The 24,343-nt window shown below is 74.1% G+C and carries 21 protein-coding genes; 11 read left to right on the forward strand and 10 right to left on the reverse strand.

Annotated elements, in window-relative coordinates:
* The first annotated feature begins 73 nt into the window (after positions 1 to 73).
* The 4 genes from ABT403_RS01305 (at position 74) to ABT403_RS01320 (ending at position 3,846) form a co-directional block, all read left to right on the forward strand.
* On the forward strand, positions 74 to 400 hold the full coding sequence (locus tag ABT403_RS01305; protein ID WP_344167352.1) for a putative quinol monooxygenase: 327 nt from the start codon (positions 74 to 76) through the stop codon (positions 398 to 400).
* 107 nt (positions 401 to 507) lie between these two features.
* Positions 508 to 1,479 carry a hypothetical protein gene (locus ABT403_RS01310; protein ID WP_344167349.1) on the forward strand — a complete coding sequence of 324 codons (972 nt, stop codon included), beginning with the start codon at positions 508 to 510 and terminating at the stop codon, positions 1,477 to 1,479.
* A 134-nt stretch (positions 1,480 to 1,613) separates the two neighbouring features.
* Complete coding sequence (locus ABT403_RS01315; RefSeq protein WP_344167346.1) at positions 1,614 to 2,228, forward strand: TetR family transcriptional regulator; 615 nt, start codon at positions 1,614 to 1,616, stop codon at positions 2,226 to 2,228.
* Positions 2,212 to 3,846 (forward strand): isovaleryl-CoA dehydrogenase, encoded by a 1,635-nt coding sequence (locus ABT403_RS01320; RefSeq protein WP_344167343.1) that lies wholly within the window; start codon positions 2,212 to 2,214, stop codon positions 3,844 to 3,846. The genes ABT403_RS01315 and ABT403_RS01320 overlap by 17 nt, the downstream gene beginning before the upstream one ends.
* 64 nt (positions 3,847 to 3,910) lie before the next feature.
* Here the strand turns inward: ABT403_RS01320 and ABT403_RS01325 are convergent, their stop codons facing one another.
* A complete protein-coding gene (locus ABT403_RS01325) occupies positions 3,911 to 4,483 on the reverse strand; it encodes a hypothetical protein (RefSeq protein WP_351647493.1) in 573 nt (190 codons plus the stop codon).
* 185 nt (positions 4,484 to 4,668) lie between these two features.
* Here ABT403_RS01325 and ABT403_RS01330 point away from each other — a divergent pair, with 185 nt between their 5' ends.
* On the forward strand, positions 4,669 to 5,808 hold the full coding sequence (locus ABT403_RS01330) for a S8 family peptidase (protein WP_344167337.1): 1,140 nt from the start codon (positions 4,669 to 4,671) through the stop codon (positions 5,806 to 5,808).
* A gap of 11 nt (positions 5,809 to 5,819) precedes the next feature.
* Here ABT403_RS01330 and ABT403_RS01335 read toward each other — a convergent pair whose 3' ends face one another.
* The gene (locus ABT403_RS01335; protein WP_344167334.1) at positions 5,820 to 7,166 is read right to left on the reverse strand and encodes a serine/threonine-protein kinase; all 1,347 of its coding nucleotides are present in this window, start codon (positions 7,164 to 7,166) and stop codon (positions 5,820 to 5,822) included.
* Between the two features lie 224 nt (positions 7,167 to 7,390).
* Between ABT403_RS01335 and ABT403_RS01340 the strand changes: the two genes are divergently transcribed.
* The 4 genes from ABT403_RS01340 (at position 7,391) to ABT403_RS01355 (ending at position 13,237) form a co-directional block, all read left to right on the forward strand.
* Entirely contained in the window at positions 7,391 to 7,783 is a 393-nt protein-coding gene (locus ABT403_RS01340; protein WP_344167331.1) for a nuclear transport factor 2 family protein, read from the forward strand.
* Positions 7,784 to 7,845: 62 nt separating this feature from the next.
* Positions 7,846 to 9,861: an ATP-binding protein gene (locus tag ABT403_RS01345; RefSeq protein WP_344167328.1), complete on the forward strand. Its 2,016-nt coding sequence runs from the start codon at positions 7,846 to 7,848 to the stop codon at positions 9,859 to 9,861.
* 355 nt (positions 9,862 to 10,216) lie between these two features.
* The gene (locus ABT403_RS01350; protein WP_344167325.1) at positions 10,217 to 11,707 is read left to right on the forward strand and encodes an MFS transporter; all 1,491 of its coding nucleotides are present in this window, start codon (positions 10,217 to 10,219) and stop codon (positions 11,705 to 11,707) included.
* A 180-nt stretch (positions 11,708 to 11,887) separates the two neighbouring features.
* Entirely contained in the window at positions 11,888 to 13,237 is a 1,350-nt protein-coding gene (locus ABT403_RS01355; RefSeq protein ID WP_344167322.1) for a carotenoid oxygenase family protein, read from the forward strand.
* A 54-nt stretch (positions 13,238 to 13,291) separates the two neighbouring features.
* Here the strand turns inward: ABT403_RS01355 and ABT403_RS01360 are convergent, their stop codons facing one another.
* On the reverse strand, positions 13,292 to 13,870 hold the full coding sequence (locus ABT403_RS01360) for a TetR/AcrR family transcriptional regulator (protein ID WP_344167319.1): 579 nt from the start codon (positions 13,868 to 13,870) through the stop codon (positions 13,292 to 13,294).
* A 154-nt stretch (positions 13,871 to 14,024) separates the two neighbouring features.
* Between ABT403_RS01360 and ABT403_RS01365 the strand changes: the two genes are divergently transcribed.
* Positions 14,025 to 14,762, forward strand: a complete 738-nt coding sequence (locus ABT403_RS01365; RefSeq protein ID WP_344167316.1) for an SDR family oxidoreductase — start codon at positions 14,025 to 14,027, stop codon at positions 14,760 to 14,762.
* A gap of 13 nt (positions 14,763 to 14,775) precedes the next feature.
* On the opposite strand, the gene ABT403_RS01370 is transcribed toward ABT403_RS01365, so the two are convergent.
* From ABT403_RS01370 to ABT403_RS01385, 4 genes are all read right to left on the reverse strand, one after another.
* Positions 14,776 to 15,537 (reverse strand): PIG-L deacetylase family protein, encoded by a 762-nt coding sequence (locus ABT403_RS01370; protein WP_344167313.1) that lies wholly within the window; start codon positions 15,535 to 15,537, stop codon positions 14,776 to 14,778.
* 18 nt (positions 15,538 to 15,555) lie between these two features.
* Positions 15,556 to 16,326 carry an alpha-ketoglutarate-dependent dioxygenase AlkB family protein gene (locus ABT403_RS01375; protein WP_344167310.1) on the reverse strand — a complete coding sequence of 257 codons (771 nt, stop codon included), beginning with the start codon at positions 16,324 to 16,326 and terminating at the stop codon, positions 15,556 to 15,558.
* Entirely contained in the window at positions 16,310 to 17,581 is a 1,272-nt protein-coding gene (locus ABT403_RS01380) for a hypothetical protein (protein ID WP_344167307.1), read from the reverse strand. Before ABT403_RS01380 ends, ABT403_RS01375 begins: the two co-directional genes overlap by 17 nt.
* A 91-nt stretch (positions 17,582 to 17,672) precedes the next feature.
* Positions 17,673 to 19,526, reverse strand: coding sequence for an ABC transporter ATP-binding protein (locus tag ABT403_RS01385; protein ID WP_344168392.1), 1,854 nt, complete (start codon positions 19,524 to 19,526; stop codon positions 17,673 to 17,675).
* Positions 19,527 to 20,082: 556 nt separating this feature from the next.
* Between ABT403_RS01385 and ABT403_RS01390 the strand changes: the two genes are divergently transcribed.
* Positions 20,083 to 20,796: a hypothetical protein gene (locus ABT403_RS01390; RefSeq protein WP_344167304.1), complete on the forward strand. Its 714-nt coding sequence runs from the start codon at positions 20,083 to 20,085 to the stop codon at positions 20,794 to 20,796.
* A gap of 21 nt (positions 20,797 to 20,817) precedes the next feature.
* Here the strand turns inward: ABT403_RS01390 and ABT403_RS01395 are convergent, their stop codons facing one another.
* From ABT403_RS01395 to ABT403_RS01405, 3 genes are read right to left on the reverse strand one after another with little or no spacing between them, the layout of a single operon-like run.
* A complete protein-coding gene (locus tag ABT403_RS01395; protein ID WP_344167301.1) occupies positions 20,818 to 21,189 on the reverse strand; it encodes a UBP-type zinc finger domain-containing protein in 372 nt (123 codons plus the stop codon).
* Positions 21,186 to 22,655 (reverse strand): ATP-binding protein, encoded by a 1,470-nt coding sequence (locus ABT403_RS01400; RefSeq protein WP_344167298.1) that lies wholly within the window; start codon positions 22,653 to 22,655, stop codon positions 21,186 to 21,188. Before ABT403_RS01400 ends, ABT403_RS01395 begins: the two co-directional genes overlap by 4 nt.
* A complete protein-coding gene (locus tag ABT403_RS01405) occupies positions 22,652 to 24,328 on the reverse strand; it encodes an NAD(P)/FAD-dependent oxidoreductase (RefSeq protein ID WP_344167295.1) in 1,677 nt (558 codons plus the stop codon). Before ABT403_RS01405 ends, ABT403_RS01400 begins: the two co-directional genes overlap by 4 nt.
* Between the last annotated feature and the right edge of the window lie 15 nt (positions 24,329 to 24,343).

Below are 24,343 nucleotides of genomic sequence, written 5' to 3' on the forward strand. Positions count from 1 at the left end.
CCGTATTCCGGTCCTGCCGGAATACGGGCCGCCGGACGTGCGCCGGACCGCCCCGGCGTGCCAGGGTGGTCGCATGATCTTCATCGCCGTCAGGTTCGACGTCCGCCCCGAGCACAGCGACGACTGGCTCTCCCTCGTCGACGACTTCACCCGCGCCACCCGCTCCGAGCCGGGCAACCTCTTCTACGACTGGTCCCGCAGCGTGGACGACCCGAACAAGTACACCCTGCTGGAGGCGTTCACCGACGCCGAGGCCGGCGCGGCCCACGTCGCCTCGGACCACTTCAAGGCCGGAATGGAGACCCTGGCCGGGGCGATCGCCACCACCCCCGAGATCATCCACGTCGAGGTTCCCGGCCAGGGCTGGAGCGCCATGGCCGAACTGTCGCCCCGCGACTGATACGGGACCGGGACACCGCCGTCACGTCGCGGGGATGGACCCCGGGGCGCCGTGGCCGAAAACTGTCTGGCAGGAGCAGCAGCCTGACCACAGGGGGGTCGCACGCCATGAGCGACGGCAGAGGTGGACCGGACGTGCCCCGTCCGGAGAACGAGGCGTCGGTCCCGTCCCACGGGACCACCCCGGACGTCGGCGGAGGATTCACCGACCCGGCCCCGGGCCGCGAGGGCATCATCGTCCAGGGCGGCCGCACGGCGCCCGGCCCGAACGACCCGCGGGCGATCGGTCCCAAGCAGGATGACCCGCGGGCGATCGGTCCGAAGCAGGATGACCCGCGGGCGATCGGCCCCAAGCAGGACGATCCCCGGGCGGCCGGGAACATCGTCCAGGGTGGGCGGACCGGGCATCCCGGCACTCGGGCGCGTCAGAAGCGGGCCAAGAAGACGAAGACCATGATGCTGGTCATCGGCGGTGTCATGGTGCTGGCCCTGGGCGGGTTCTTCGTGGGCAGCCGGCTGGGTCACGACCCGGCCGCCCTCCAGCCCCAGGCGGCCGCCACGCCCACCGGCGCGGCCTCGGCCGACGCGTCCGGCGGGGCCCCCTCCGCCGCCTCCGGCGGCGTCGCCCCGGCGCCCGCCTCCGTCCCGGGCACCCCGGCCACGCAGGCGCCGGCCCCACCGACGACCGCCGCCCCCACACCGCCCGCCCGGACCGGCGGCGCAGGCCCCACGCCGGGCCGTTCGACGCAGTCGGCACCGCCGAAGCAGTCGAGCGCGCCCGCCCCGGCCGCGCAACCGGTGCTGTCGCTGCGTCCCGCCGGCGTCCGGGAGTTCTGCGCCAACGGCGAATGGCCGGGCACCCTGCTCGTCCGCAACAGCGGCGGCGGCAAGCTGACCTGGTCCCTCGGGGGGCTCCCCGCCGGGGTCACCGCCAGCACCTCCGGCGGCTCCCTCGCCGCCGACGCCTTGCAGGTGATCACCCTCGGCGGCCGGACCGAACAGCAGCCCCCGAACGGCCGGTTCACGGTCGCCTTCACCAGCGACGGCGGCAGCGGCCAGGTGACCGTCACCTGCGCCTGACACGGCGGGCGGCCCCGGTCGACGTCCTCGGCCGGGGCCCTGCCCGCACTCCGCCACGCATCGGCGGCCGGGAAGGGAAGCGGATCCCGACCGGGTCTGGCGTGAAGCAGTGAATCACTGCTTCAATCCTTCCCATGCCCTACCGCCGCCCACCCGCCGTACAGGCCCGGCTCGACGCCCGGCGCGACCAGGTCCTGGAAGCCGCCGTCCGTCTGCTCTCCCGCGAGGGGTACGCCGGCTGTTCCGTCGCCGCGATCGCGGCGGAGGCCGGGATCTCCACCGGGAGCGTCTACCAGTCGTTCTCCGGCAAGTCCGAGCTGGCCGCCGCCCTGTTCCGGACCCTCGTGGCGCGGGAGGTCGAGGCGGTGACCGCCGCGGCGGACCGGCCCGGCACCGCCGCGCAGCGGGTGGCGGCGGCCGTCGAGACCTTCGCCTCCCGGGCGCTCCAGGCGCCCCGGCGGGCCTTCGCCCTGCTCGCGGAGCCCGCCGACCAGGCCGTCGACACCGAACGCCTCGTCTTCCGGCGGGCGTTCCGCGACGTCTTCGCCCGGCAGGTGGCCGCCGGCGTCGCCCAGCGTGAACTACCGCCGCAGGTCCCCGAGCTGACCGCCGCCGCGCTGGTCGGCGCCATCGCCGAAGCGCTCGTCGGACCGCTCGCCGACGGCGACGCGGCACCCGGCGAGGTCGTCCCCGGTCTGATCACCTTCACCCTGCGTGCCCTTGGAGGACACGATGCCGCAGACGCATGAGGTCACCAACCAGGTCCCCCCGCACCACGGTTACGACGTGGCCGCCGACCCGGCCCTGCTGGAGGCCCTGGACCGCGAGGGAGCCGGCTGGGCCGCGCCCGAGCTCCACCGCCTCGGGGTCCTCGCGGGCTCCGAGCAGGCGGCGGAGTGGGGGCGGCTGGCCAACGAGAACGAGCCCGTCCTGCACACCCACGACCGCTACGGCCACCGCGTCGACGAGGTCGAGTTCCACCCGTACTGGCACGAACTCATGAACACCGCCGTCTCGCACGGCCTGCACGCGGCCCCCTGGACGCAGGACGAGCCCGGCGTCCACGTCGCCCGCGCCGCCAAGTTCATCGTCTGGAGCCAGGTCGAGGCGGGCCACACCTGCCCGGTGTCCATGACCTACGCCGCCGTCCCGGCCCTGCGGGCCGCGCCGGACCTGGCCGCGTGGCTGGAACCGCTGCTCGCCTCCCGCACCTACGACTTCGGGCTGCGCCGGCCCGACACCAAGCGCGGGCTGATCGCCGGCATGTCGATGACCGAGAAGCAGGGCGGCTCGGACGTCCGCGCCAACACCACCACCGCCGTCCCCGCCGGGGACGGCACGTACCGGCTGACCGGCCACAAGTGGTTCACCTCGGCCCCCATGTCGGACGTCTTCCTCACCCTGGCCCAGGCCCCCGGAGGGCTGTCCTGCTTCCTGCTGCCGAGGGTCCTGCCCGACGGCACCCGCAACCGGCTGCTGCTCCAGCGCCTCAAGGACAAGCTGGGCAACCGCTCCAACGCCTCCTCCGAGATCGAGTACGACGAGGCCTTCGGCTGGCTGGTGGGGGAGGAGGGGCGCGGGGTCCCGACCATCATCGAGATGGTGAACATGACCCGCCTCGACTGCGTCCTGGGCGGGGCCTCCGGCATGCGGCTCGGCCTGGTCCGCGCCGTCCACCACGCCACCCACCGGCGGGCGTTCGGCAAGGCCCTCGTCGACCAGCCCCTGATGCGCAACGTCCTGGCCGACCTGGCCCTGGAGTCCGAGGCCGCGACCGCCGTCGCCATGCGCCTGGCCGGGGCCACCGACCGGGTCGCGCGCGGCGACGAGGACGAGGCGCTGCTGCGCCGCCTGGGCCTGGCCGTGACCAAGTACTGGGTGTGCAAGCGCGCTCCCGCGCACGCCGCCGAAGCCCTCGAATGCTTCGGCGGCAACGGCTACGTCGAGGACTCGGGCATGCCCCGCCTGTACCGCGAGGCCCCGCTCTCGTCCATCTGGGAGGGGTCGGGCAACGTGGCCGCCCTGGACGCGCTGCGCGCGATGGCCCGCCGGCCCGAGACCGTCGAGGCCTTCTTCGCCGAGGTGGGCCGGGCGGCCGGGGCCGACCGGTACCTGGACGCGGCGGTGGCCGGGCTGCACAAGGAGCTCGCCGACCCCGCCGAGGCCGAGTACCGGGCCCGGCGGATCACCGAGACGATGGCCCTGGTCCTCCAGGCCTCGCTCCTGGTGCGGCACGCACCGGCGGCGGTGGCCGACGCGTTCTGCGCGTCCCGGCTGGGCGGCGAGCACGGCGGCGCGTACGGCACCCTGCCGGCCGGGGTGGACACCGGGGCCGTCCTGGAGCGGGCCCGGACCCTCGCCGTCTGAGCCGGGCGCGGTCCGGCGGCGCCGCACCCGCCGTCGGACCCGCAGACCGGACCGGCCCGCGCCGTTACGGATGCCAGACCTCCTTGATCGAGTCGATCTTGCCCTCGCCGTCGACCGTGATGTCGTAGATGTTCCCCGAGCAGCTGTAGGGGGCCTTCACGGCGGACGGGTTGGTCATGCAGTCGCCCGCGTGCATCCACAGCTCCCCGACCGGCACGGACTTGGTGGAGCCGGAGCCGGTGGCCAGCTCGGCCTTCACCTCGCCGGTGGCGAAGAGGTAGTACTTGGGCTCGCCCTTGCCGTGGTAGGTCCAGCCGTTGGGCGTACAGGCCGGCTGGGCGTCCTTCGCGGACATCGAGCCCTTCGACGGGGGAACGACGGGCTCGACCATCTTGTGCCCGGCCGGCGGCTTCGGCGGCTGCCCGCAGTCGCCGCCGGGGGCGGCGGAACCGGCGGAGGCCCCGCCGGCCGGGGCCTTGGCGGAGGGCTGGGCGGCGGACGGCTTCGCGGCGGCGCCCGCGCCGGCGGAACCGCCGGTGCCGCCCGCGCCCGAGGTGTCCTCCGGGCCGCAGGCCGCGACCGATCCCAGGGCCGCGACGAGCGCCAGCGTTCCGATCACGCGTCGAGTCGACTTCATGTCAATTCCCCCGATGTGGCTGAAAAGTATGGTGATCATGTCCGATCGGTGATGTGTTCTACACGAGACGCGCCACAAGATCCAATCGCTCGCGGCTGCAACCGGAACCCGCGTCTGCGGCGTCTGGGCCCTTGACGACGGGCAGGCGGTCGCGGCGGCCGCAGAAGGAGACGGGGGACAAGACGATGGGGCGGAACACGAGACGTACGTCCGGCGCGGCGGTGCTGGCCGCCGTGGTGGCACTGGCACTGGGGCTCACGGCCTGCGACCCGTCCGGGGATCCGGAACCCGCGGGGCCCTCCGCGTCCGCGGCGGCCTCGGGCAGCCCGAAGGCCTCCCCGTCCGCACACCCGACGGCCGGCGGCGCCCCGGGCGGCACCCCGGCAAGCCCCGCCCCGTCCGGCCACACCGGCGCCGCCCCGTTCGCGCGCACCGGCGTCCCGTGGAACCTGGACCGGCTCGACCAGCGCACCCGCCCCCTCGACGGGCGCTACGCGGCGGGCGCCGACGGCAGCGGGGTCCACGTCTACGTCCTCGACACCGGAATGGACCTGAAACACGCCGAGTTCGCGGGCCGCGCCACCGCCGGAGCCGACTTCGTCGGCGCCCCCGGCACCGGGGACTGCGCCGACAGCAGCGGACTCGGGCACGGCACGTTCGTGGCCGGCATCATCGGCGGCCGTACCTATGGGGTCGCCCCCAAGGCCCAGCTCGTACGCGTCCAGGCCATCGGCTGCGAGGAGGGCGGAAGCAGCGGTCCCGGAAAGGGCGCCGCGGAGGCGCCGGAGGACTCCATCGTCAAGGCCGTCGCATGGGTGACCGCCCACGCCCAGCGCCCGGCCGTGGTCAACATGTCCCTCAACCTCCAGACCCCCTCCCCGGCGCTCAACGCGGCCGTGCAGCACCTCGTCGAGTCCGGGATCCCGGTCGTCGTCGCGGCGGGCAACTTCAACGACGACGCCTGCGGGCACTCCCCGGCAGGCGCCCACGGAGCCATCGTGGTGGCCGCCTCCACCACCGGCGACCGCCACTGGCGGGACACCGAGACCTTCGGCTCCGGACACGGCTCCTGCGTGGACCTGTACGCACCGGGCGACAAGATCACCTCCGGGGTCGCGGGAGCCGGAACCGCCACCAGCGAATCCGGCGCCACCTCCTGGGCCACTCCGCACGTGACCGGCGCCGTGGCCCTCTACCTCTCGGCGCACCCCGCCGCCACCCCCGCCCAGGTCCGCGCATGGCTCATCGGCCAGGCCGACCGTGACGTCCTGACGGAGGTTCCGGCAGGCACCCCGAACCGCCTCCTCAACACCTCGGGGATCTAGAGCCGACGGGCTCAGACCGGCCTGACGCACAGGATCCAGGAGGGCCCCTTCGAGGACCGCAGGATCGAGGTGTCGTCGTTCACCACGGCACCCGGCACCGTGCCGCACCGGGAGGGGTCGTCGGTCCCGTCGATCCGGCTCACCACCTCGTAGTGGCTGTTGCCGAACATCCGGAAGCGCAGCCCGCACGGTTCCGTGTGGGACACGTCCGCGTAGGTGTACCCGTACTTCTTCCGGTCCGCGGTCCCCTCGAACCAGAGGCAGTCGCCCGCCCGCGCGTCCTTCAGGTCGCCCCCGATGACCAGGAACAGGATGACGTAGGCGAAGGGCGCGACGACCGCGACCGTCAGGAACACGCCCAGGCCGGTGGCGATCCCCCTCCGGTTCCAGGCGTACGAGCGCCGCCGCGCGGAGGCGGCCGTCCCTCCGGGCCGGCGGGCCCGGGGGAGGGTGACGTCCTCGCTCCCGACGGCCTCGGCGGGCCGGGGGAGGCGGCGGGTCCGGCCCTCCGCCGGGGCCCCTTCGAGGGCGCGCAGGGCCCGCGCGAGCTGCGCGGCGTCCTCGAACCGCCCCGCCGGGTCCTTGTCCAGCAGGGTGAGCACGAGGTCGTCCCAGGCCGGCGGCACGGCCGCGGACACCGAACCCGGAGCGGGGGGCTCCTCGGTGAGGTGGGCCGACAGATAACCCACCGTGTCGGCGGCCTCGAACGGCAGCCGCCCCGTGAGGAGCTCGAACAGCAGGCAGCCCAGCGCGTACAGATCGCTGCGCGGCTCGGGGACGCCGCGCGCCTGCTCCGGAGCCATGTACGCGGGCGTGCCCACGATGAACCCGGTCTGCGTGATGCGGTCCCGCGTCGCGTAGGGGTCGGCCGCCCGCGCCACGCCGAAGTCGAGGACTTTGACCATGCCCGACGGGGTGACCAGCACGTTCGAGGGCTTGACGTCCCGGTGCAGCACGCCGGCGGTGTGGGCCTCGGTGAGCGCGTCGCATATCTGCGCACCCCAGCGCGCGGCGTCCGCCGGGCCGACGGGTCCGCGACGCAGCTTCGCGTCCAGCCCCTCGCCCCGGACCAGCTCCATCACCAGGAACGGAGCCTTGTCCTCACCCGTGCCGGTCTCCCCCAGATCGTGGATCGTCACGATGTTGGGGTGCTGCAGCCGCGCCGTGATCCGGGCCTCGCGCAAGAACCGGGCCCGGGCCTCGTCGCCGCGGCTGCCCCCGCCGGCGAGCAGGGAGATGACCTTGACCGCGACGGCCCGGCCCAGTTTCTCGTCCCGTGCCTCCCACACCTGCCCCATCCCGCCCTCACCCACCGGTCGCAGCAGCCGGTAGCGGCCCCCCAGGAGCTCCCCGTTCACCCTCGTGCCTCCCTCGCCCGATCACACGCGACCGCGAAGACGGTACGCCCGGAACCCGTAACTCCGCACCTCTGCAAGGGCGTTAGGCCGTCCGCGCCGGCCGGACGAGAAGCAACCCGGGCGCCCGCGCGTACGTCATGGAGGTGGACGGGCCGGCCCCCGTGGCCCGCTCGCCCCCACCCCCACCCCCCCTCCCCCCTCACCCCCCTCAGGCGGACACACCGATGACACCGACCGGCATCACCCGCGCCCTCGACGACCTGCTGTTCACCCCCGGCCTCGGCCTCGACGAAGCCCTCGACCGGCACTTCACCCCCGACTACCGCCAGCGCACCAACGGCGTCTGGGACGACCGGGCCGGTTTCGCCCGGCACATGGCGCGCCTGCGCACCCTCGTCCGCGACGGACACGTCGAGGTCCACGAGGAACTCCGCGACGGAGCCCGCTACGCCGACCGGCACACCGTCAGCCTCACCTTCGACGGCGGCCGCGTCTCCCGCATCGAGGTCTACCTCTTCGCCGAACTCGCCCCCGACGGCCGCTTCCGGCGCGTCGAGGAGACCACCCTCCTCCTCGACGGAGACCCCGGCGACGGAGCGCTCGCGAGCGTCAAGTGACCGGCGGGCGAAGGCCGGAGGGCGCCCCCCTCCGGCACGGGACAAGGAACGGAGCGCGCGCGATGGTGTCCGTCGGCGAGAGGCTGAGCAGGGCGCGGCTGCGCGCCTTCATCGGACGGGACGAGGAACTCGGGCGGTTCGGGGAGGCGCTGGACGGAAAGCCACGCGCGCCCTTCGCCTTCTACGTGCACGGGCCGGGCGGCATCGGCAAGTCGACCCTGCTCCGCCGGCTGGCCGACCACGTCCGGGCGGCGGGCCGGCTGATGGTCGAACTCGACGGCCGGTTCGTCGGCCGGGATCCCGCCGACTTCGAGCGCGCCGCCGGCCCCTTCCTGGAGGTACCGGGCACGGTCCTGTTCGTGGACTCCTTCGAGCACTGCCAGTGGCTGGAGCACTGGCTGTGGCACCACTTCCTGCCCCGCGCGGCCGACGACGCCCTCGTCGTCCTCGCCGGCCGGCGTGCCCCGCAGCCGCAGTGGACCGCCGACCCCGCCTGGTCCGGGCTGCTGCACGTCACCGAGCTGGAGCCGTTCTCCGAGGAACAGGCCCGCAGCCTCCTGGCCGCCTCGCGGCTCCGCCCCGAACTCCGCGACCGGGTCCTGAGGTTCGCCGGGGGAAACCCCCTCGCCCTGTCCCTCGCGGCCGCGGCCGGATCCGCGGGCTGCGGCCGCGAGGAGCTCTGGGCCCCCTCGGCGGACGTCCTGCGCACCCTGCTGGCCGGACTCGTCGGTGAGGTGCCCACGGCCGCGCACCGCCGGGCCCTGGAGGTCGCGGCCCAGGCGCACTCCACCTCCGAGGAACTCCTCACCGCCGTCCTGCCCGGCGAGGACGCCCATCCGCTCTTCTCCTGGCTGCGGGACCTCCCCTTCATGGAGTCCACCCCGCGCGGCCTCCACCCCCACGACGCCGCCCGCGAGACCCTCGCCGCCGACCTGCGCTGGCGGGCCCCCAACGCCTTCGAGACGATGCGCCGCCGCCTCGCGGACGAGTACCTGCGGCTCCTGCGCGAGGCCCCCGAGGAACGGGTGTGGACCGTCACCGACGAGCTCTTCTACCTCTTCCGCGAAGGCGAGACCCTCACCCGGCTGCGCACCTGGTCCCGCGAGGACGAGGTCCACGACCGCCCCCTGCACCCCGACGACCTGGACACCGTGCTCCGCATGGCCGAGGAGACCGAAGGGCCGGACTCCGCCGGCATCGTCCGCTACTGGGCGCGGCGCCAGCCGGGGGCCTTCAGCGTCTACCGCCTCGTGAACACCGGCCGGATCGTCGCCTTCACGGTCCGGCTGGTCCTCCCCGCCCCGCCCGCCCCGGAGGACCTCGCCGTCGATCCGGTCGTCGCCGCCGCGTGGAGGTACGCCGAGGCGACCGAACCCGTCCGCCCCGGCGAACACATCGGCGTCAGCCGCTTCTCCGTCTACCCCGGCCGGTATCAGGTCCCCTCACGCGTCATCGACCTGAGCAGCTCCCGCGCGCACGTCGAGACCGCCCGCGCCCGCGGCCGGGCCTACGGGTTCGCCGTCTTCCGGGACGCCGAGACCTGGGCCGCCCGCGTCAAGGGCACCCTCGCCGACACGGGGCAGCGCCCCCGCGTCGGCGCGCACACCTACGGGGTCTTCGCCGTCGACTGGCGCCGCATCCCGGTCGAGACGTGGCTGCTGCGGTTCACGACGTCCACCGAGGAGCCCCTGCCCGGGGCGGCCACCCCGCCCGGCCCGCCCTCCGTCTCCCGCACCGCGTTCGACCAGGCCGTACGGGAGGCACTGGCGCACTGGCGCGACAAGGCCGCCTTCGCCGCCTGCGCCCTGCTGCGCACCCGGCTGGCCGCCGACCTCGCCGAACCGGCCGGCGAGCTGCGCACCCTGCTGCGCCGCTCCGTCGACGACCTCGCCCGGGACCCGCGCGGGGTCCGCGCCCGCGAAGCACTGACGGCGGGCTACTTCTCCGGCGCCCCCACCCAGGAGGCCGCCGCCCGCCGCCTCGGCCTCCCGTACGGCACCTACCGCCGCCATTTGCGGCAGGGCCTGGACCTGCTCTGCGAAGCCCTCTGGCAGCAGGAGCTCAACGGCCCACGCTAGGGCCTGTCGTCAAACTCCCGTCTGCCCCACGACGCCTGGCACGCTCCCCCAAGCTCTTCGAGCAGGGGGTGCCCCCACTCGCCGCACCGGGCGAAAGCCAAGTACGTCCAGTACGCGGGCTTCCGCCCGGCACGCCGAGAGCACGCTCCCCCAAGCTCTCGGCTTCGCTCGAGCAGGGGGGACCCCCATGACGCCGCGGGGCCGCCCTCCGGGCGACGACGGGAGTTTGACGACAGGCCCTAAGACGTGCCTTCGGCCCGGGCCGGGGGGAGTGGACAGGTGCGGACAGGAGTGGACGGTGTCCGCCCCCGCCGGGCCTGGAGAGTGGACGGTCCGCGCCGCCAGTCTGTGCGCCATGAACGCAGCACGCACACAGTCGGAACGGACACCGCGCCCGGCGGCCCGGCCGGGAGCGGCGCTCGCGGCACTCGCCGGGGCGCAGTTCACCGTGATGCTCGCCACCTCGGTCGTGAACGTGGCGCTCCCGCGGATCCGGGATGGAGCCGGCCTCTCGGACGCCGGGACCACGTGGGCGGTCAACGCCTACGGCCTGGCGTTCGGGGCGCTGCTCCTGGCGGGCGGCCGGGCCGCCGACCTGCTCGGGCGCCGCCGGGTGCTGCTCGCGGGACTGACCCTGTTCGCCGTGGCCTCCCTGGCGGCCGGACTGGCCGCCTCCGCCCCGGCACTGATCACCGCCCGGGCCGTGCAGGGCCTCGGCGCCGCTGCCATCGCCCCGGCCGCGCTCGCCCTGGCGATGGACGGCTCCCCCTCGGCCGCCGCCCGGGGCCGGGCGCTCGGCGTGTGGGGAGCGGTCTCCGGCGCGGGCGGGGCGGGCGGCGTCCTGCTGGGCGGCGTCCTCACCCAGGTGTGGGGCTGGCCCTGGATCTTCCACGCGGTCGCCTTCGGGTCGGTACTGGTCCTCGCCGCGGTGGCGGCCCTCGTACCGGCGTCGGCCGGACGCGGGCCGGGGCGGTTCGACCTGCCGGGCACCGTCGCCGTCACCCTCGCCCTCACCTGCCTGGTGTGGGGGCTGACGACGGCACGGGGCGCGGGCTGGACCGATCCCGTGGTGCTCGGTGCCCTCGCCGCCGCCACGCTGCTGCTCGCGGCCTTCGCCGCGATCGAGCGCCGCCGGCCCGACGCCCTCGTACCGCCCCGGCTGCTGACGGCCGGCCGGGTCGTGCCCGGGAACCTGCTCATGGCCCTGTTCGGCTCGGTGTGGATCGCCCTGTTCTTCTTCCTCCCGCTCTACCAGCAACAGGTCCTCGGATCCGGCCCCCTCGCCACCGGCGCGGGCCAACTCCCCTTCGCCGCCGCCAACATGCTGGGCTCCGCCCTCGCACCCCGGCTCGCGCGGCGGGCCGGATCCCCCGCGACCGTGACCATGGCACTGCTCACCGAGGCCGCCGGACTGCTGTGGCTGTCACGGCTCGGCGCGGACGGGAGCTACGCGGCCGACGTCCTCGGTCCGAGCCTCCTGGCCGGCCTCGGCCTGGGAGCCGCGTTCGTCCAGCTGACGGCGCTCGCCGTGGCCGGCGTCCCGCCCCGGGACGCGGGCCTGGCCGGCGGGCTCGTCAACACCACCCGGCAGGTCGGCGGCGCGGTCGGCCTGGCCGCCCTGACCACCCTGGCAGGCTCCGTCACCGCGCGCGCCTCCGGCGCTCTGCCCCGACTGGAGGCCCTCACGGCCGGCTACCGGACCGCGTTCACCGTGTCCGCCGCCGTCCTGGCCGTGACGGCGGCCCTCGCCCCGCTCCTCACCCGAGTCCGCCCCGGCACACCGCCCGCAGCCGCCACCCCCCCACCGACCCGCCCCCTCCACCGGACAGGAAGTACGAACCCATGACCACGACCACCCCCTCCTCGAACAGGCCCACCTCGACGCGCCGCTGGAGCAGGGCAGTTCTTTCAGCCGGCGCAGCGGCGAACCGGCTCGCCCACCTCAAGTCCCGTGCCGAACGGCCCACCTGACCGGCAGGCGTCTCCATCCACGCTTTCCCTCCTACAGAAAGGCACCGAGCCGACCATGACGACCACCCCCGCCAAGCCCTACCTCACCGGCCACTACACCCCCGTCGCCGACGAGATCACCGCCACCGAGCTCACCGTCGAGGGCACCCTGCCTCCCGAGCTCACCGGCCGGCTGGTCCGCAACGGCCACAACCCCAAGCCCGGCGTCACCCCCACCCACTGGTTCAAGGGCAGCGGCATGGTCCACGGCATCCGCCTGCGCGACGGCCGTGCCGAGTGGTACCGCAACCGCTGGGTGCGCACCCCGGCCCTCGACGGCGCCCCGTACATGACCGAGCGGGGCCCCGACTTCACCGCCAGCACGGCCGGCACCCACGTCATCGAACACGCCGGACGCCTGCTGGCCCTGTGCGAGGCCAACCTCCCCTTCGAACTCACCCCGGAGCTGGAGACGGTCGGCGCGTACGACTTCGACGGCAGGCTGCGCGGGGCCATGACCGCGCACCCCAAGGAAGACCCCCGGACCGGGGAGCTGCATTTCTTCGGGTCCTCGCCGTTCCCGCCCTTCCTGACGTACTACGTGGCCGGCGCCAAGGGCGAGGTCCTCCACAGCTCCGAGGTCCCCGGAGCCACCGCCGCCCTCAAGCACGACTTCGCCGTCACCCGCCGCCACGTGGTCTTCATCGAGGGCAACGTCACCTTCGACCCCGCCGAGCACTCCGGTATCCCGTACGGCTGGAGCGACCGGCAGCCCGCACGGATCGGCGTCATGCCGCGCGGTGAGGGCGGCGCGGCGCGGATCCGCTGGTTCTCCATCGAGCCGGGCAACCTGCTGCACGTCGCCAACGCCTACGAGGACGACCGCGGCCGCATCGTCCTGGAGGGCCCCACCGTGGACCGCGAGGGCTTCAGGCTCTCCTGGAACTGGTGGGTCGGCGCTCCCGGGCGGGCGACCGAGCCCGCCGCCCGCTCGTACGCCCGCCGCTGGGTCGTCGACCTCGCGGACGGGACGGTCGGCGAGGAGATCACCGACGACCTGCCGGTGGAGTTCCCCACCCTCAACGAGGAGTACCTGGGCGCCGAGAACCGCTACACCTACGCCGTCTCCTTCCCCGACGAGCAGGGCTTCGGCGGCTACGGCGTCGTCAAGTACGACCGCACCACCGGCGCCCGCCGCATCCACCGGGCCGGCGACGCCCGGCTGCCGAGCGAGGCCGTTTTCGTCCCGGCCGCCGGCGCCGTCGGCGAGGACGAGGGCTACCTGCTGACGGTCGTCTCCGACCTCAAGCAGGACGCCTCGCAGCTGCTCGTCCTCGACGCCTCCGGCCTCGACCGGCTCGCCACCGTCCACCTGCCCCGGCGGGTACCGGCGGGCGTCCACGGCTCCTGGATCCCCGACGCCTGACGGCGGCGGGGCCCGCCGGGCCGGACGCGGATCCCCGCGCCCGGCCCGGCGGCGTCAGCCGCGGCGGACGGTGAGGCCGTCCAGAGTGAGGTCGAGCAGGCGCTCCGCCTGCTGCCGGTGCCCGCCGCCCGCCGTGGTGAGGGCGATGCCCTCCAGGGCGGCGGCCAGGTCGGCGGGGCCGATGTCGGTCCGGATGGTCCCGGCGGCCACGCAGGCGTCCATCAGCGAGGCGATGGCGGCCCGGATCCGCTCCCGGCTGCCGCCGTAGGGGTCGGCGCCCGCAGCGGCGGTGGCGCGCAGGGCGTCGATCATCCCGTACTTGGCGGTGACGTAGTCCAGGAACAGCCGGGTCCACGCGCGCAGGGCCTCGCCCGGCGGCCCCTGCGCGAGGAGGGCCGGGGCCGCGTCGCACAGCCGGCCCAGCTCGTTGCGGTAGACGGCCTCGACGAGGGCCTCCCGGGAGGGGAAGTTGCGGTAGAGAGTGGCGCTCCCGACCCCGGCCTCCGTGGCGATCAGCTCCATCCGCGCGTCCAGGCCCTGCTCCGTGAACAGGCGCAGGGCCGTGGCGAGGATCTTCTCCCGGTTGCGCCGTGCGTCGGCCCGCAGCGGTCGGTGCGCTCCTTCGGCGGCCAATGCGCGCTTCTCCTCTCATGTGCCGTGCGGGAGTTCCCCGTTGCGAAACGGAGGCGCCCCCACTTACGCTCTTCATCTAAGTGGGGACGTCCCCACTTCTTCACGTCACCCCACTGTAGGCCTCTGCGGGCCTCCGGGAGAAAGCCGGTGGATCATGTCGGGCATCCAGGGCAAAGTCGTCGCGATCACCGGCGCGGGCAGCGGCATAGGCGAGGCGACCGCCGTCCACCTCGCCGAGCGGGGCGCCCGCCTCGTCCTGGCGGCCCGCCGGCGGGACCGGCTGGACGCGGTCGTCGACGGCATCACCGCCCGGGGCGGCACCGCCACCGCAGTCGTCGTCGACGTCACGCGCCGCGAGGACCTCCGGCTCCTGACGGACACGGCCGTCGACCGGTACGGCCGGCTCGACGTCCTCGTCTCCAACGCGGGCACGATGGCCGTCTCCCCCTTCGACGACCTCCGCCAGGACGACTGGGACGCCATGGTCTCCACCCACGTCACCGGCCTGCTCAACGGCATCGCGGCGGCCCTGCCGGTCTTCCGCCGCCAGCGGTCCGGCCAGTTCGTCAACGTCGGCTCCACGGCGGCCCACGTGGTCAAGTCCCCTCAGGCCGTGTACGCGGCCACCAAGACGGCGGTGAAGGTGCTCACCGAGGGCCTGCGCCAGGAAGCGGGCCCCGACCTGCGCGTCACCCTCGTCTCACCGGGCCTCACCCACACGGAGGGCGTGGGCAGGGGCGCCGCCCCCGATGCGGCGGCCACGATGACCCGCCTGCGCGACGAGATCGCCATGCCCCCTTCCGCCGTGGCCTCGGCCATCGCGTACGCGATCGAACAGCCGCCGGGCGTCGACGTCGGCGAGATCACCGTCCGCCCCACCGCCCAGTCCTGACCTCCCGCCGGCCCTACAGCCGGGCGAGCGGGGCGGCGGCCGCCGGGTGGGTGTGGAGCAGGGTGAAGTGTTCCGTGCCGATGACGCGGTCGCGGGTTTCGGCGGGGAGGCGGGACAGCAGGCCCGGGAGGGAGCGTTCGCGGGAGACCTCGCTGCGGTGGGCGAGGATCGCGGGCCACTTCCGGTCCAGCCACGGCCGTACGTCCACCGTCGCGGTGACCTGGTCGTCCGGGACGGACAGGAGGGACTTGCCGACCCCGGCCAGCAGCGGCCCGAGGTCCTCCAGGGCCGAGTCCGGGTGCGTCGCCGCGTACACCGCGCGCGGCCGCCACGGGGCTCCCGCGTCCGGGTAGAGGTGCTCCAGTCCGGCGGCGGTGGCGGCCAGCACCGTGACGCGGTGGGTGTGGCGGTGGTCGGGGTGGCCGGTGAGCTGGCCGTACGCGTCGTGGGTGACGACGACCTCCGGCCGGAACTCCCGCAGCTGCCCGACCAGCCGCTCCACGACCTCGTCGAGCGGCGCGTCGCAGAGCCGTGGCCGCCCGGGGGCGGAGTGGGGGACGCGGTGGTCGGCGTATCCGAGCATGTGGGGCGGGCCGGCCCCGAGCGCGGCGGTCGCACCGGCCAGTTCGGCGGCGCGGGGGCTGTCGGCGGCCCACGTGGCGGTGACGACGGCCGTCCGCGCCCCGGCGGCGGCGTGCCGGGCGAGGACGCCTCCGGCGAGGAGGGACTCGTCGTCGGGGTGGGCGAAGACGCCGAGCAGGCTGGGCAGGGACACCGGGACCTCCGGGACGGGTCAGACGGGTGGGAGGAGGTCGCTCTCGCTGACGGTGTACGTCAGCGGTGGGTAGACGAAGTCCGTCTCGTCGTTCTCGCGGCGCCGCAGCCGGTAGAACTCGCTCCGCTGGTCCTCGTCGGCCGGGAGGAGGCGCGCGCCCTGCGGGAGGTGGGCGTGGCCGTCGTGAAAGCGGATGAAGGTCTTCGACGTCCGGAACGTCACGCCCAGCCACTCGTTGTCGGCGGCGGGGACGGGCGCGTCCAGGACGATCCGGTGCTTGAGCCGCCGGTTCGAGGCGACGGAGAACGCGACGACGCCGTGGTGCGTCAGGGGGACCTCCAGCTTCTCGGCATCGGACCCCTTCCGCTCGAAGACCAGCTTCCTCGGCGGACCCGCCTCGGGGTTCCGGTAGCAGGAGAAGACCGCGATGAACGACTCCTCGGCCAGGTCGAGGGCCTGGTCGCAGTGGGCGCCCATGGTCCGGTAGGCGTTCGTGTAGCGCTCGATGAGGGCGTTGTTGAACCCGGCGGAGAGCCCCGCCCGCTCTTGCACCCGCCGCGCGAGCCGCTCGTGCACCGCCCGGAAGCGCTGCGTGGGGTTGGCGTACCGCGTGGTGGTGCGGACCAGCGGAACGCCGTCCGCGCCCTCGGTCCGGGCGAGCGTGGCGCCCCGCCGGCCCTTCCCGACGTCTTCCAGGAGGGCCGACGCGGACAGCTCCGCGAAGTAGTCCTCCTTGGACGGCAGCACGCAGGTGATGATCTCGTCGGAGATCCTAGGCCCGGGGCGCAAGATAGTCTCCCGTGTTCATGCTGAAGCGGAACCGGCCGCCGTAGTCGATGAAGGACGAGCTCCTGTTCTCCTCGGCGTACAGCCCGCGCAGTTCGTCCATGCCCTCGGGCGTGGGCGGTTCCAGCTCCACCAGGCCCCCGTCCGCCTTGAGGAACGTCCGGCCGTCCTGGTGGACGGCTTCGGTGCCGGAACAGCGCACCACGTACCCCAGGCGGGTCGGGAGCAGGCCGGCGTCGAGCGCCGAGGGCAGGATCTCGTGCGTGTACAGGCGGTTGGTGGACAGCGGCATGAAGAACACGGACCCGGGATACAGGGTCAGGGTGAACCGCTCGGGGAGCGCGCCCCCGTCCTCGTCCGCCGCCGCCGGGTCCTTGAGGCGGAAACGGAGGCGGGTCAGGCCGCTCGTCCCCTTCACCCCGTGGTCGAAGGGGTCTTCGGCCAGGGGCCGCAGTGCGTCGAGGCCGTCGTAGAAGGTGCAGAAGGCCATGACGCCGTTGGCGGGCATGTCCTTGGTCTTGTCGGCATGGGACGAGATCTTGGCCTTGGACTGCTTGCGCCCGGTCGTGGCGGCGGTGTTGTGGTAGGTCTGGGCCAGGACGTGGTTGAGCGGCGCGTGGTCACGGAAGACCGTGGCGGCCTCGCGGTTGAGGGCCTCCACGATGCTCGTGTCGGTCGGGCGGAAGCCCTCGGTCGGCCCCGAGAGGTTCGTGGAGCACCGCAGCAGGCGGAAGTGGAGTGCGTCGTCGCCGTCCCGGGTGACGGGCGTCAGATAGATGCCGCTGCGGTGGGCCGTTCCGGGCTTGGTGGACTCCGTCAGGGTCTGGAACGCGTGCTCCGCACGGATCCGGCCGAAGTGGCCTTCCTCGGGGGCGAAGAAGCGGCGGTAGTACACGCCGGCACCGTGTACGCGGAGGGGAACCCGGCCCGCGCCGACGAGGGTCCACGGCGCGCCGGCTTCCCCGTCGTAGCCGCGGGACAGCTCCCGGACCACGAAAACCCGTTCCGCCGACCGCAGTTGCGCGCGGCTGATCCCCGAGAGGTCGCCGCACAGGTAGACGGTCCTGCGCGCGAGGACGGAGGCTCCGGAGGCGGTGAGCTCCTCCGGCGTGATGACCGACCCGAAGAACTCCCTGACCACGTCCTCGTCGTGCGAGGCCGCCGGAGCGACCAGCACGTTGCCCGCGTCCTCGAGGCGGGCTTCTGCCGGAAGGGTGGTGCCGGGTGTCCGCCGCCGGTGCGGGGAGATGTCGTCCATGGGGACCCCTTCGTGGTACGACGATCGCTCCAACCTACTGTGCGGGCACCCCGCACGCGGTGTGCGGGGTGCCCGCGATGCGGACGGGGTGCTACGAGCGCTGCCGTGCGTCCGGGTGGCGCGGGGACGGCAGGGAGGTGCTGAAGGCGTCGGCCTGGACGAGGTAGGAGTCGCGGAAGTCGCCCGTGCCCGTGCGTTCGTCCATCAGTTCCTCGAAGGTTCCGGATTCGGCGAGGCGGCCGTCCTTGAGTACGTGGATCAGGTCGGCGTGCCGGACCGCGTGCAGGCGGTGGGTGATCAGTACGACCGTCTGGCCGGCCGTCGCCCGCTCGCGGATCCGGTCGAAGACCCGCTGCTCCGCCAGCGGGTCCAGGGCGCTGGTCGGTTCGTCCACGATCAGGATCGCCGCGTCGCGGTAGTGCGCGCGGGCGATGCCGAGGCGCTGCCACTGGCCGCCCGAGATCTGGTGCCCGCCGCGGTAGCCGCGGCCCAGCAGGGTCCTCAGGCCCCGGGGGAGCCCGGCCAGCACCTCGTCGGCGCCGGAGAAGGCGGCCGCGGCCTCCACCGCTTCGTCCCGGATCGGCTCGCCGGGGCGGCCGATGCCGACGTTGACCCTGGCCGTGAAGGGCCAGTTGTAGAAGTTCTGCGACATCAGCGCGACCCGCCCGAAGATCTGGCTCCGGTCGGCGGTACGGGCGTCCACGTCGTCCCACCGGACCGTGCCGCCGCCCTCGTCCGGCAGGTAGAGCCCGGCCAGGAGCTTGACCAGGGTGGACTTGCCGGAGCCGTTCTCCCCGACGAGCGCCACGATCTTCCCCGTGGGGAAGGCGAGGGACACCTCGCGCAGCGCCGGCTCGGGGGTTTCCCCAGGGCCGCCGGGGTAGGTGAACGTCACCTTCTCGAAGCGTACTTCGCGCACCCGCTCGGGCAGGTCGGCCCCGCCCGCCGGAATGGTGCGGGCCTCCGCCTCGGCGCAGAGCCGGGTGAAGTCGGCGACGAACAGGCTCTCCTGGTACAGCTCGGTGACCTGGAGGACCAGGCTGTCCAGGCTGGAGGCACCGGTGCGGATCGCGAGCACGGCGGTACCGGCGACCGCGAGGTCCATCCGGCCGGCCCACAGCAGCAGTCCCAGCGATCCGTACGTCGCCAGGGCCGCGAGCCCGCCCGCCGCGTCGGCGATCAGACCCGTCCGGGCCGCCCGCCGCGCCAGCCGGGTCTGCTCGCGCTCGCTGGTCTCGGCCATGCCCCGGAAGTGGGTGAGCAGGAACGGGCCGACGTCGTGCACCCGCACCTCGGCCGCGGCCTGCTGCTCGGTCAGCAGCTGGCCGAGCAGGTGCCCGGCCCGGGCGTGCTGGAGGAAGGAGTGGAAGGAGACGTACCGCTGCCGGCTGATGACGAGCGCCCCCCAGGCGCTGGGCAGGGTCATCAGCACCAGCAGGGGCAGCAGCACCGGGTGCAGCACGGTCAGCACACCGGCCGCCGCGATCAGCGAGACCGCCGAGTTGAGCACGTTGGTGCAGTAACGGATCATCCGGCGGGCCGAGTCGGCGCCGTAGCGGGCCGCGTCCAGCAGCCGGTGGAACTCGTCGTCCTCGATCGCCGTGAGCTCCACCCGGTGGCCCAGGGCCAGGAACTGCTCGGTGGCCAGCCGCTGCACCTTCGGCTCCAGGGCGCCGGTCGCCGCCGTCGAAGCCGACCTCAGCAGCGAACCGAGGACCCCCGCCACAGCGACGAGGAGCAGCGCGGGCGCCGACCCGGTGAGCCGGGCCGTGGTGGGGCCGGAGGCCATCAGGTGGCCGAGGACCGCGTTCACCGCGACCAGCCCGGCCGCCTGCACGATGCCCCGGCCCAGCTCAGCGCCCAGGACCGTGCGCAGGGCGGGCGCGTCGGCGCGGCGGGCCAGGCCTAAGGCGGTGCCCACCATCGCGGGCAGGTCCCGGGCCATCCGCCACAGCCCGAGCTCCAGCCAGGCCCCCTCGTGCTGGTCCCAGCCGATGTCGTACGCCAGGGGCCCGCCGAACAGCAGCCGCTCCGACTCCGACACCCCCGTGGCGGCGCTCTCCCCGGTCCTCCGCCCCCGCTTCACGCGGCCCTCCGGCGGGCGGGGTCCCGCACGGCGTCAACCCGGCCGGCGCGCGGGGTGCGCGGGGGCGCCGGAGGGCGGCGGCGTTCGAATACGTCGGGGGTCACGGTGCGGTGCGGTACGGGTTCCACGGCATCCTCCGGATGGGCGCACGACTGGTACTGGTGCTCCATGAACGGCACCGGAAGGAACCCGTAACGGGGAATGCGGCGGCGATCGGTGAACTGATGTTCCCGTGCCCCCCGCGACGCCTGCGGCCGCTGGCCCGGCGGCGTTGAAACTCGCTCGAACAGGGCGAGGTCCCCCGTCCGGGGGTTGCGGCTGGCCCGACGGCTCCGGGATCCCGGGAACCTCCCTGGGCCGTAGGCCCGTTGGAATGGGAGACTCGGTCGGACGTGACGACCCGAGGAGTTCAGGAATGGCAACAGGCGCCCCCGACGGACCGGATGGGGAAGACCCCGCACGCGGGCAGCGGGTCCTCGACCTCCTGGACAGGGCGATCGACCTCCAGAGCCCGCTGGTGCGCAGGAACATCGCCCGGGCCCGCCAGCGGAACCCGGACGCGACACCGGCCCAGGCGATCCGTGGCCTGGAGCGGATGTACGTCAGCGCCCTGACGGGGACGGGGGCGGCGGTCGGCGGGGCCGCCGCCGCGCCCGGTGTGGGCACGGGGATCGCACTGGCGCTCTCCGGCGGCGCGGCCCTGTCGTCCCTGGAGCTGAGCGCCCTCTTCGCGCTCTCGCTCGCCGAGGTCCACGGGGTCCCCCTCGACGAGCTCGAACGCCGCCGGACGATCGTGATGGGCATCATGCTGGGCGGGAGCGGCTCCGCCACCATCACCAGGGTCGCCGAGCGGACGGGACAGCACTGGGGACGGCAGGTCGTCGCCAAGGTGCCCGTCGAGACGCTGCGCCAGATCAACAGGGTCCTGGGGAGGAACTTCGTCACGAAGTACGGCACCAAGCAGGGGATCATCGTCCTCGGCCGCGTGGCCCCGTTCGGCATCGGCGCCGTGATCGGCGGCGGGGCCAACGCCGCCCTCGGCGCCTTCTCCGTCAAGGCCGGCCGACGGGCGTTCGGACCGCCGCCGACCGCGTGGGCCGGCTTTGATCCGGCCGGGGAGCCGGCCTGACGGACGGCCCGCACGGGCGGTCTAGCGGTGGAGGTGGTTCGGCCAGTCGGCGGGGACGCGGCCGGACGGGCCCGGGGCCGGTTGGCCGGCGGGGTGGGCGTCGGGCGGGGCGAGGGCGGGACCGGACTCGTACAGGGTGCCGGCGGCGTAGTCCCAGAACCAGGCCTCCCCCGGTTCGAAGCTCTGCACCAGGGGGTGCCCGGTGGCCTTCCAGTGGGCGGTGGCGTGCTGGGCCGGGGAGGAGTCGCAGCAGCCGACGTGCCCGCACCGGGCGCAGCGCCGCAGGTGGAACCACCAGCCGCCCACCGCGTCGCACTCCCCGCAGCCGGTCCCGCTGGGCGGGACGGCCGGGTCGACGCCGTCGATCCCGCCGGTCTGGTTGCTCTCCGTCATGGGGGCTCCTCCACGCTCTCGGTGCCGGGATGTCCTTCGGGGTCCGTCAGCGGCAGCAGGACGCGGAACCGGGTGTCGCCGGGGACGGATTCGACCTGGAGGCTTCCGTGGTGCTTGTTGACCACGATCCGCCAGGAGATGTCCAGGCCCAGGCCCGTGCCCTCGCCGACGGGCTTGGTGGTGAAGAAGGGGTCGAAGATGCGGTCGCGGATCTCCTCCGGCACGCCCGGCCCGGTGTCACGGAACTCCACCAGCAGCCGGTCGCCCTCCCGGGCCGTGCGGACCGTCAGCGTCCCGTCGCCGCCGGCGCTCCCGATGGCGGACACCGCGTTGTCGATGAGGTTGGTCCACACCTGGTTGAGCTCCGCCGGATAGGCCGGCACCTCGGGCAGGGTGCGGTCGTACTCCTTGACCACCTTCACCCGGCGGCCGATCTTGCCGGAGAGCATCAGGAGCGTGCTGTCCAGGAGTTCGTGGACGTCGGCGTCGCGGTGCGGGGCCCGGTCGAGCTGCGCGTACTGCTTGGCCGCGTCCACCAGGTGCGAGATGCGGGTGGTGGAGTCGTCGATCTCGTCCATCAGCAGCTCGGTCTCGACCGTGTAGTTGAGCCAGCCGATCGCCCCCGGCAGGATGTCCTCCGCGACGGTCGCCGCGACCTGCTCCAGCCAGTCCGTGTCCAGCCCCGCCTGGACGAAGACGGGCGCGATCCGCCAGCCCTCGGCGATGCCGTGGTCCTCCAGCCAGTCGGCGAGCTCGTCCTCCCGGTCGGAGGCCTCCAGCGGGCTCAGCGCCGGTGCCTTGGCGACGCGTTCGGCAGTGCGTTCCTGGATCTCGATGAGTTCGGCGAGGGCCTCGCGCGAGTAAGGGCCCCGGGCGATGACGGCCAGCTTGTGCCGCATCTTGCCCACCCGCTCGCGCAGCGCCGCCGTGGCCCGGACGGCGGCCGCCGCCGGATTGTTGAGCTCGTGCGTGAGACCGGCCGACAACGAGCCCAGCGCCAGCAGGCGTTCGCGCTGCCCGATGGCCCGCTGGGTGTCCTTCGCCCCGAAGAAGAGGCCCTCCAGCAGGTGCGCGGCCATCGGGAACCACTCCTGCATGATGTCCGCGAACGACTGGGCGGGCAGCACGAAGAACCGCGTCGGTGCCGTCACCCGCATCGAGTTGACGTACGTCTGCGGGACCCGGTCGCCCAGGTACGCCTGCATGGCCCCCGCGTACACCCCGCGCTGCGAGGTCCGGCTCACCTCCACGTCGTCGGCGCCGACCCGGCGGTACATGACGACCGTGCCCTCCAGCATCACGAAGAAGCAGGTGGCCGGTTCACCCTCGGTGTACACCGGGCCGGCTTCGAAGCGCTCCACCCGCCCCTCGGCGCACAGCCGTCCGAGCTGCTCGGGCGAGAGCTTCTCGAACAGGAACAGCGAGCCGATCTCCCGGGGGTCGCAAGCCACTTCCCGTTCGCTCATGACTGCTCCAGATAGCGGTGGACGAGCATGACGGCCATGGCCCCCTCGCCCACCGCGGACGCGACCCGCTTCGCGGACTGGGCGCGCGCGTCGCCCGCCACGAACACGCCGGGGATGTTGGTCTCCAGGTGGTAGGGCGGCCGGTCCAGCTCCCACTCGGCCGGCGGCCGTCCGTCCGGGGTGAGGTCCGGCCCGGCCAGGATGAACCCGTGCTCGTCGCGCAGCACCGTCCCGTCGAGCCAGTCCGTCAGCGGGGCCGCGCCGATGAAGACGAACATCCACTGGGCGTCGACGAGTTCCGTGGCCCCCGTCACGGCGTCCCGCAGGAGCAGCCGCTCCAGGTGCCCCTCGCCCTGCGCCGCGTCCACGACGGTCCGGGGCCGCACCGTGATGTTCGGGGCCTCCTCGATCTGCTGGATGAGGTAGTACGACATGGACGCCGTCAGGGACTCCCCGCGCACCAGCAGCGTCACCGACTTCGCGCCCCGCGCCAGGTACACGGCCGCCTGCCCGGCCGAGTTGGCGCCGCCGACGACGTACACGTCCTGGCCCTCGCAGGACGCCGCCTCGGTGAGCGAGGAGCCGTAGTACACCCCGCGCCCGGTCAGGTCCGCGCAGCCCGGCGCCCCGAGCTGCCGGTAGGACACCCCGGTCGCCAGGATGACGCTGTGCGCGGCCACCGAGGAACCGTCGGAGAACCGTACGACCCGCGCCGGCCCGTTGGCCTCCAGCCCCGTGACCTCGCGCGCCGTGAGGATCTCGGCGCCGAACCGGGTGGCCTGGCGCCGGGCGCGCTCGGTGAGCTGTGCACCGGAGACGCCGTCCGGGAAGCCCAGGTAGTTCTCGATCCGGGAGCTCTGCCCGGCCTGCCCGCCGGTCGCCGACCGCTCGACGAGCACGGTCCGCAGCCCCTCGGAAGCCCCGTACACCGCCGACCCCAGCCCGGCCGGGCCCCCGCCGATGACGACGAGGTCGTAGAACGCGGCGGCCGGGGTGGTCGCGAGCCCCACGCGGGCGGCCAGCTCCGCCGCCTCCGGAGCGACCAGCGCCGCCCCGTCGGCGGTGATCACCAGCGGCAGCCGCAGGCCGTCGGTCCCGGCCGCCTCCAGCAGCCGCCGGCCCTCGGGCTCGTCGGAGGAGTACCACCGGTAGGGCACCTGGTTGCGGGCCAGGAACTCCCGCACCTCGGAGGAGCGCGCCGACCAGCGGTGCCCGACCACCTTGGTGGCCGGCACCGGCCGGTGGTCACTGGAGCGCCAGGCCGTGAGGAGGTCGTCCAGCACCGGGTAGAGCTTCTCCTCCGGCGGGTCCCACGGCTTGAGCAGGTAGTGGTCGAGGTCGACGACGTTGATCGCGTCGATGGCCGCGTGCGTGTCGGCGTACGCGGTCAGCAGCACCCGCCGCGCCCCCGGGTACACGCCGAGGGCCTGCTCCAGGAACTCGACGCCGTTCATCTGCGGCATCCGGTAGTCGGCGAGGATCACGGCGACCAGGTCGCCCCGCAGCTTCAGCTCGCGCAGCGCCTCCAGCGCGGACTCGCCGGACTCGGCGCGCACGATCCGGTACCCGCCGCCGTAGTGCCGCCGCAGGTCGCGGGCGATGGCGCGGGACACCCCGGGGTCGTCGTCCACCGTGAGGATGACGGTCCGCGCCGCATCGCCGCCCTGTGCCATGCTCCTCCGCCCTGC

Origin of the sequence: Streptomyces sp. NPDC000075, from assembly GCF_040301925.1 — a bacterium.
Classification (GTDB): domain Bacteria; phylum Actinomycetota; class Actinomycetes; order Streptomycetales; family Streptomycetaceae; genus Streptomyces; species Streptomyces polychromogenes.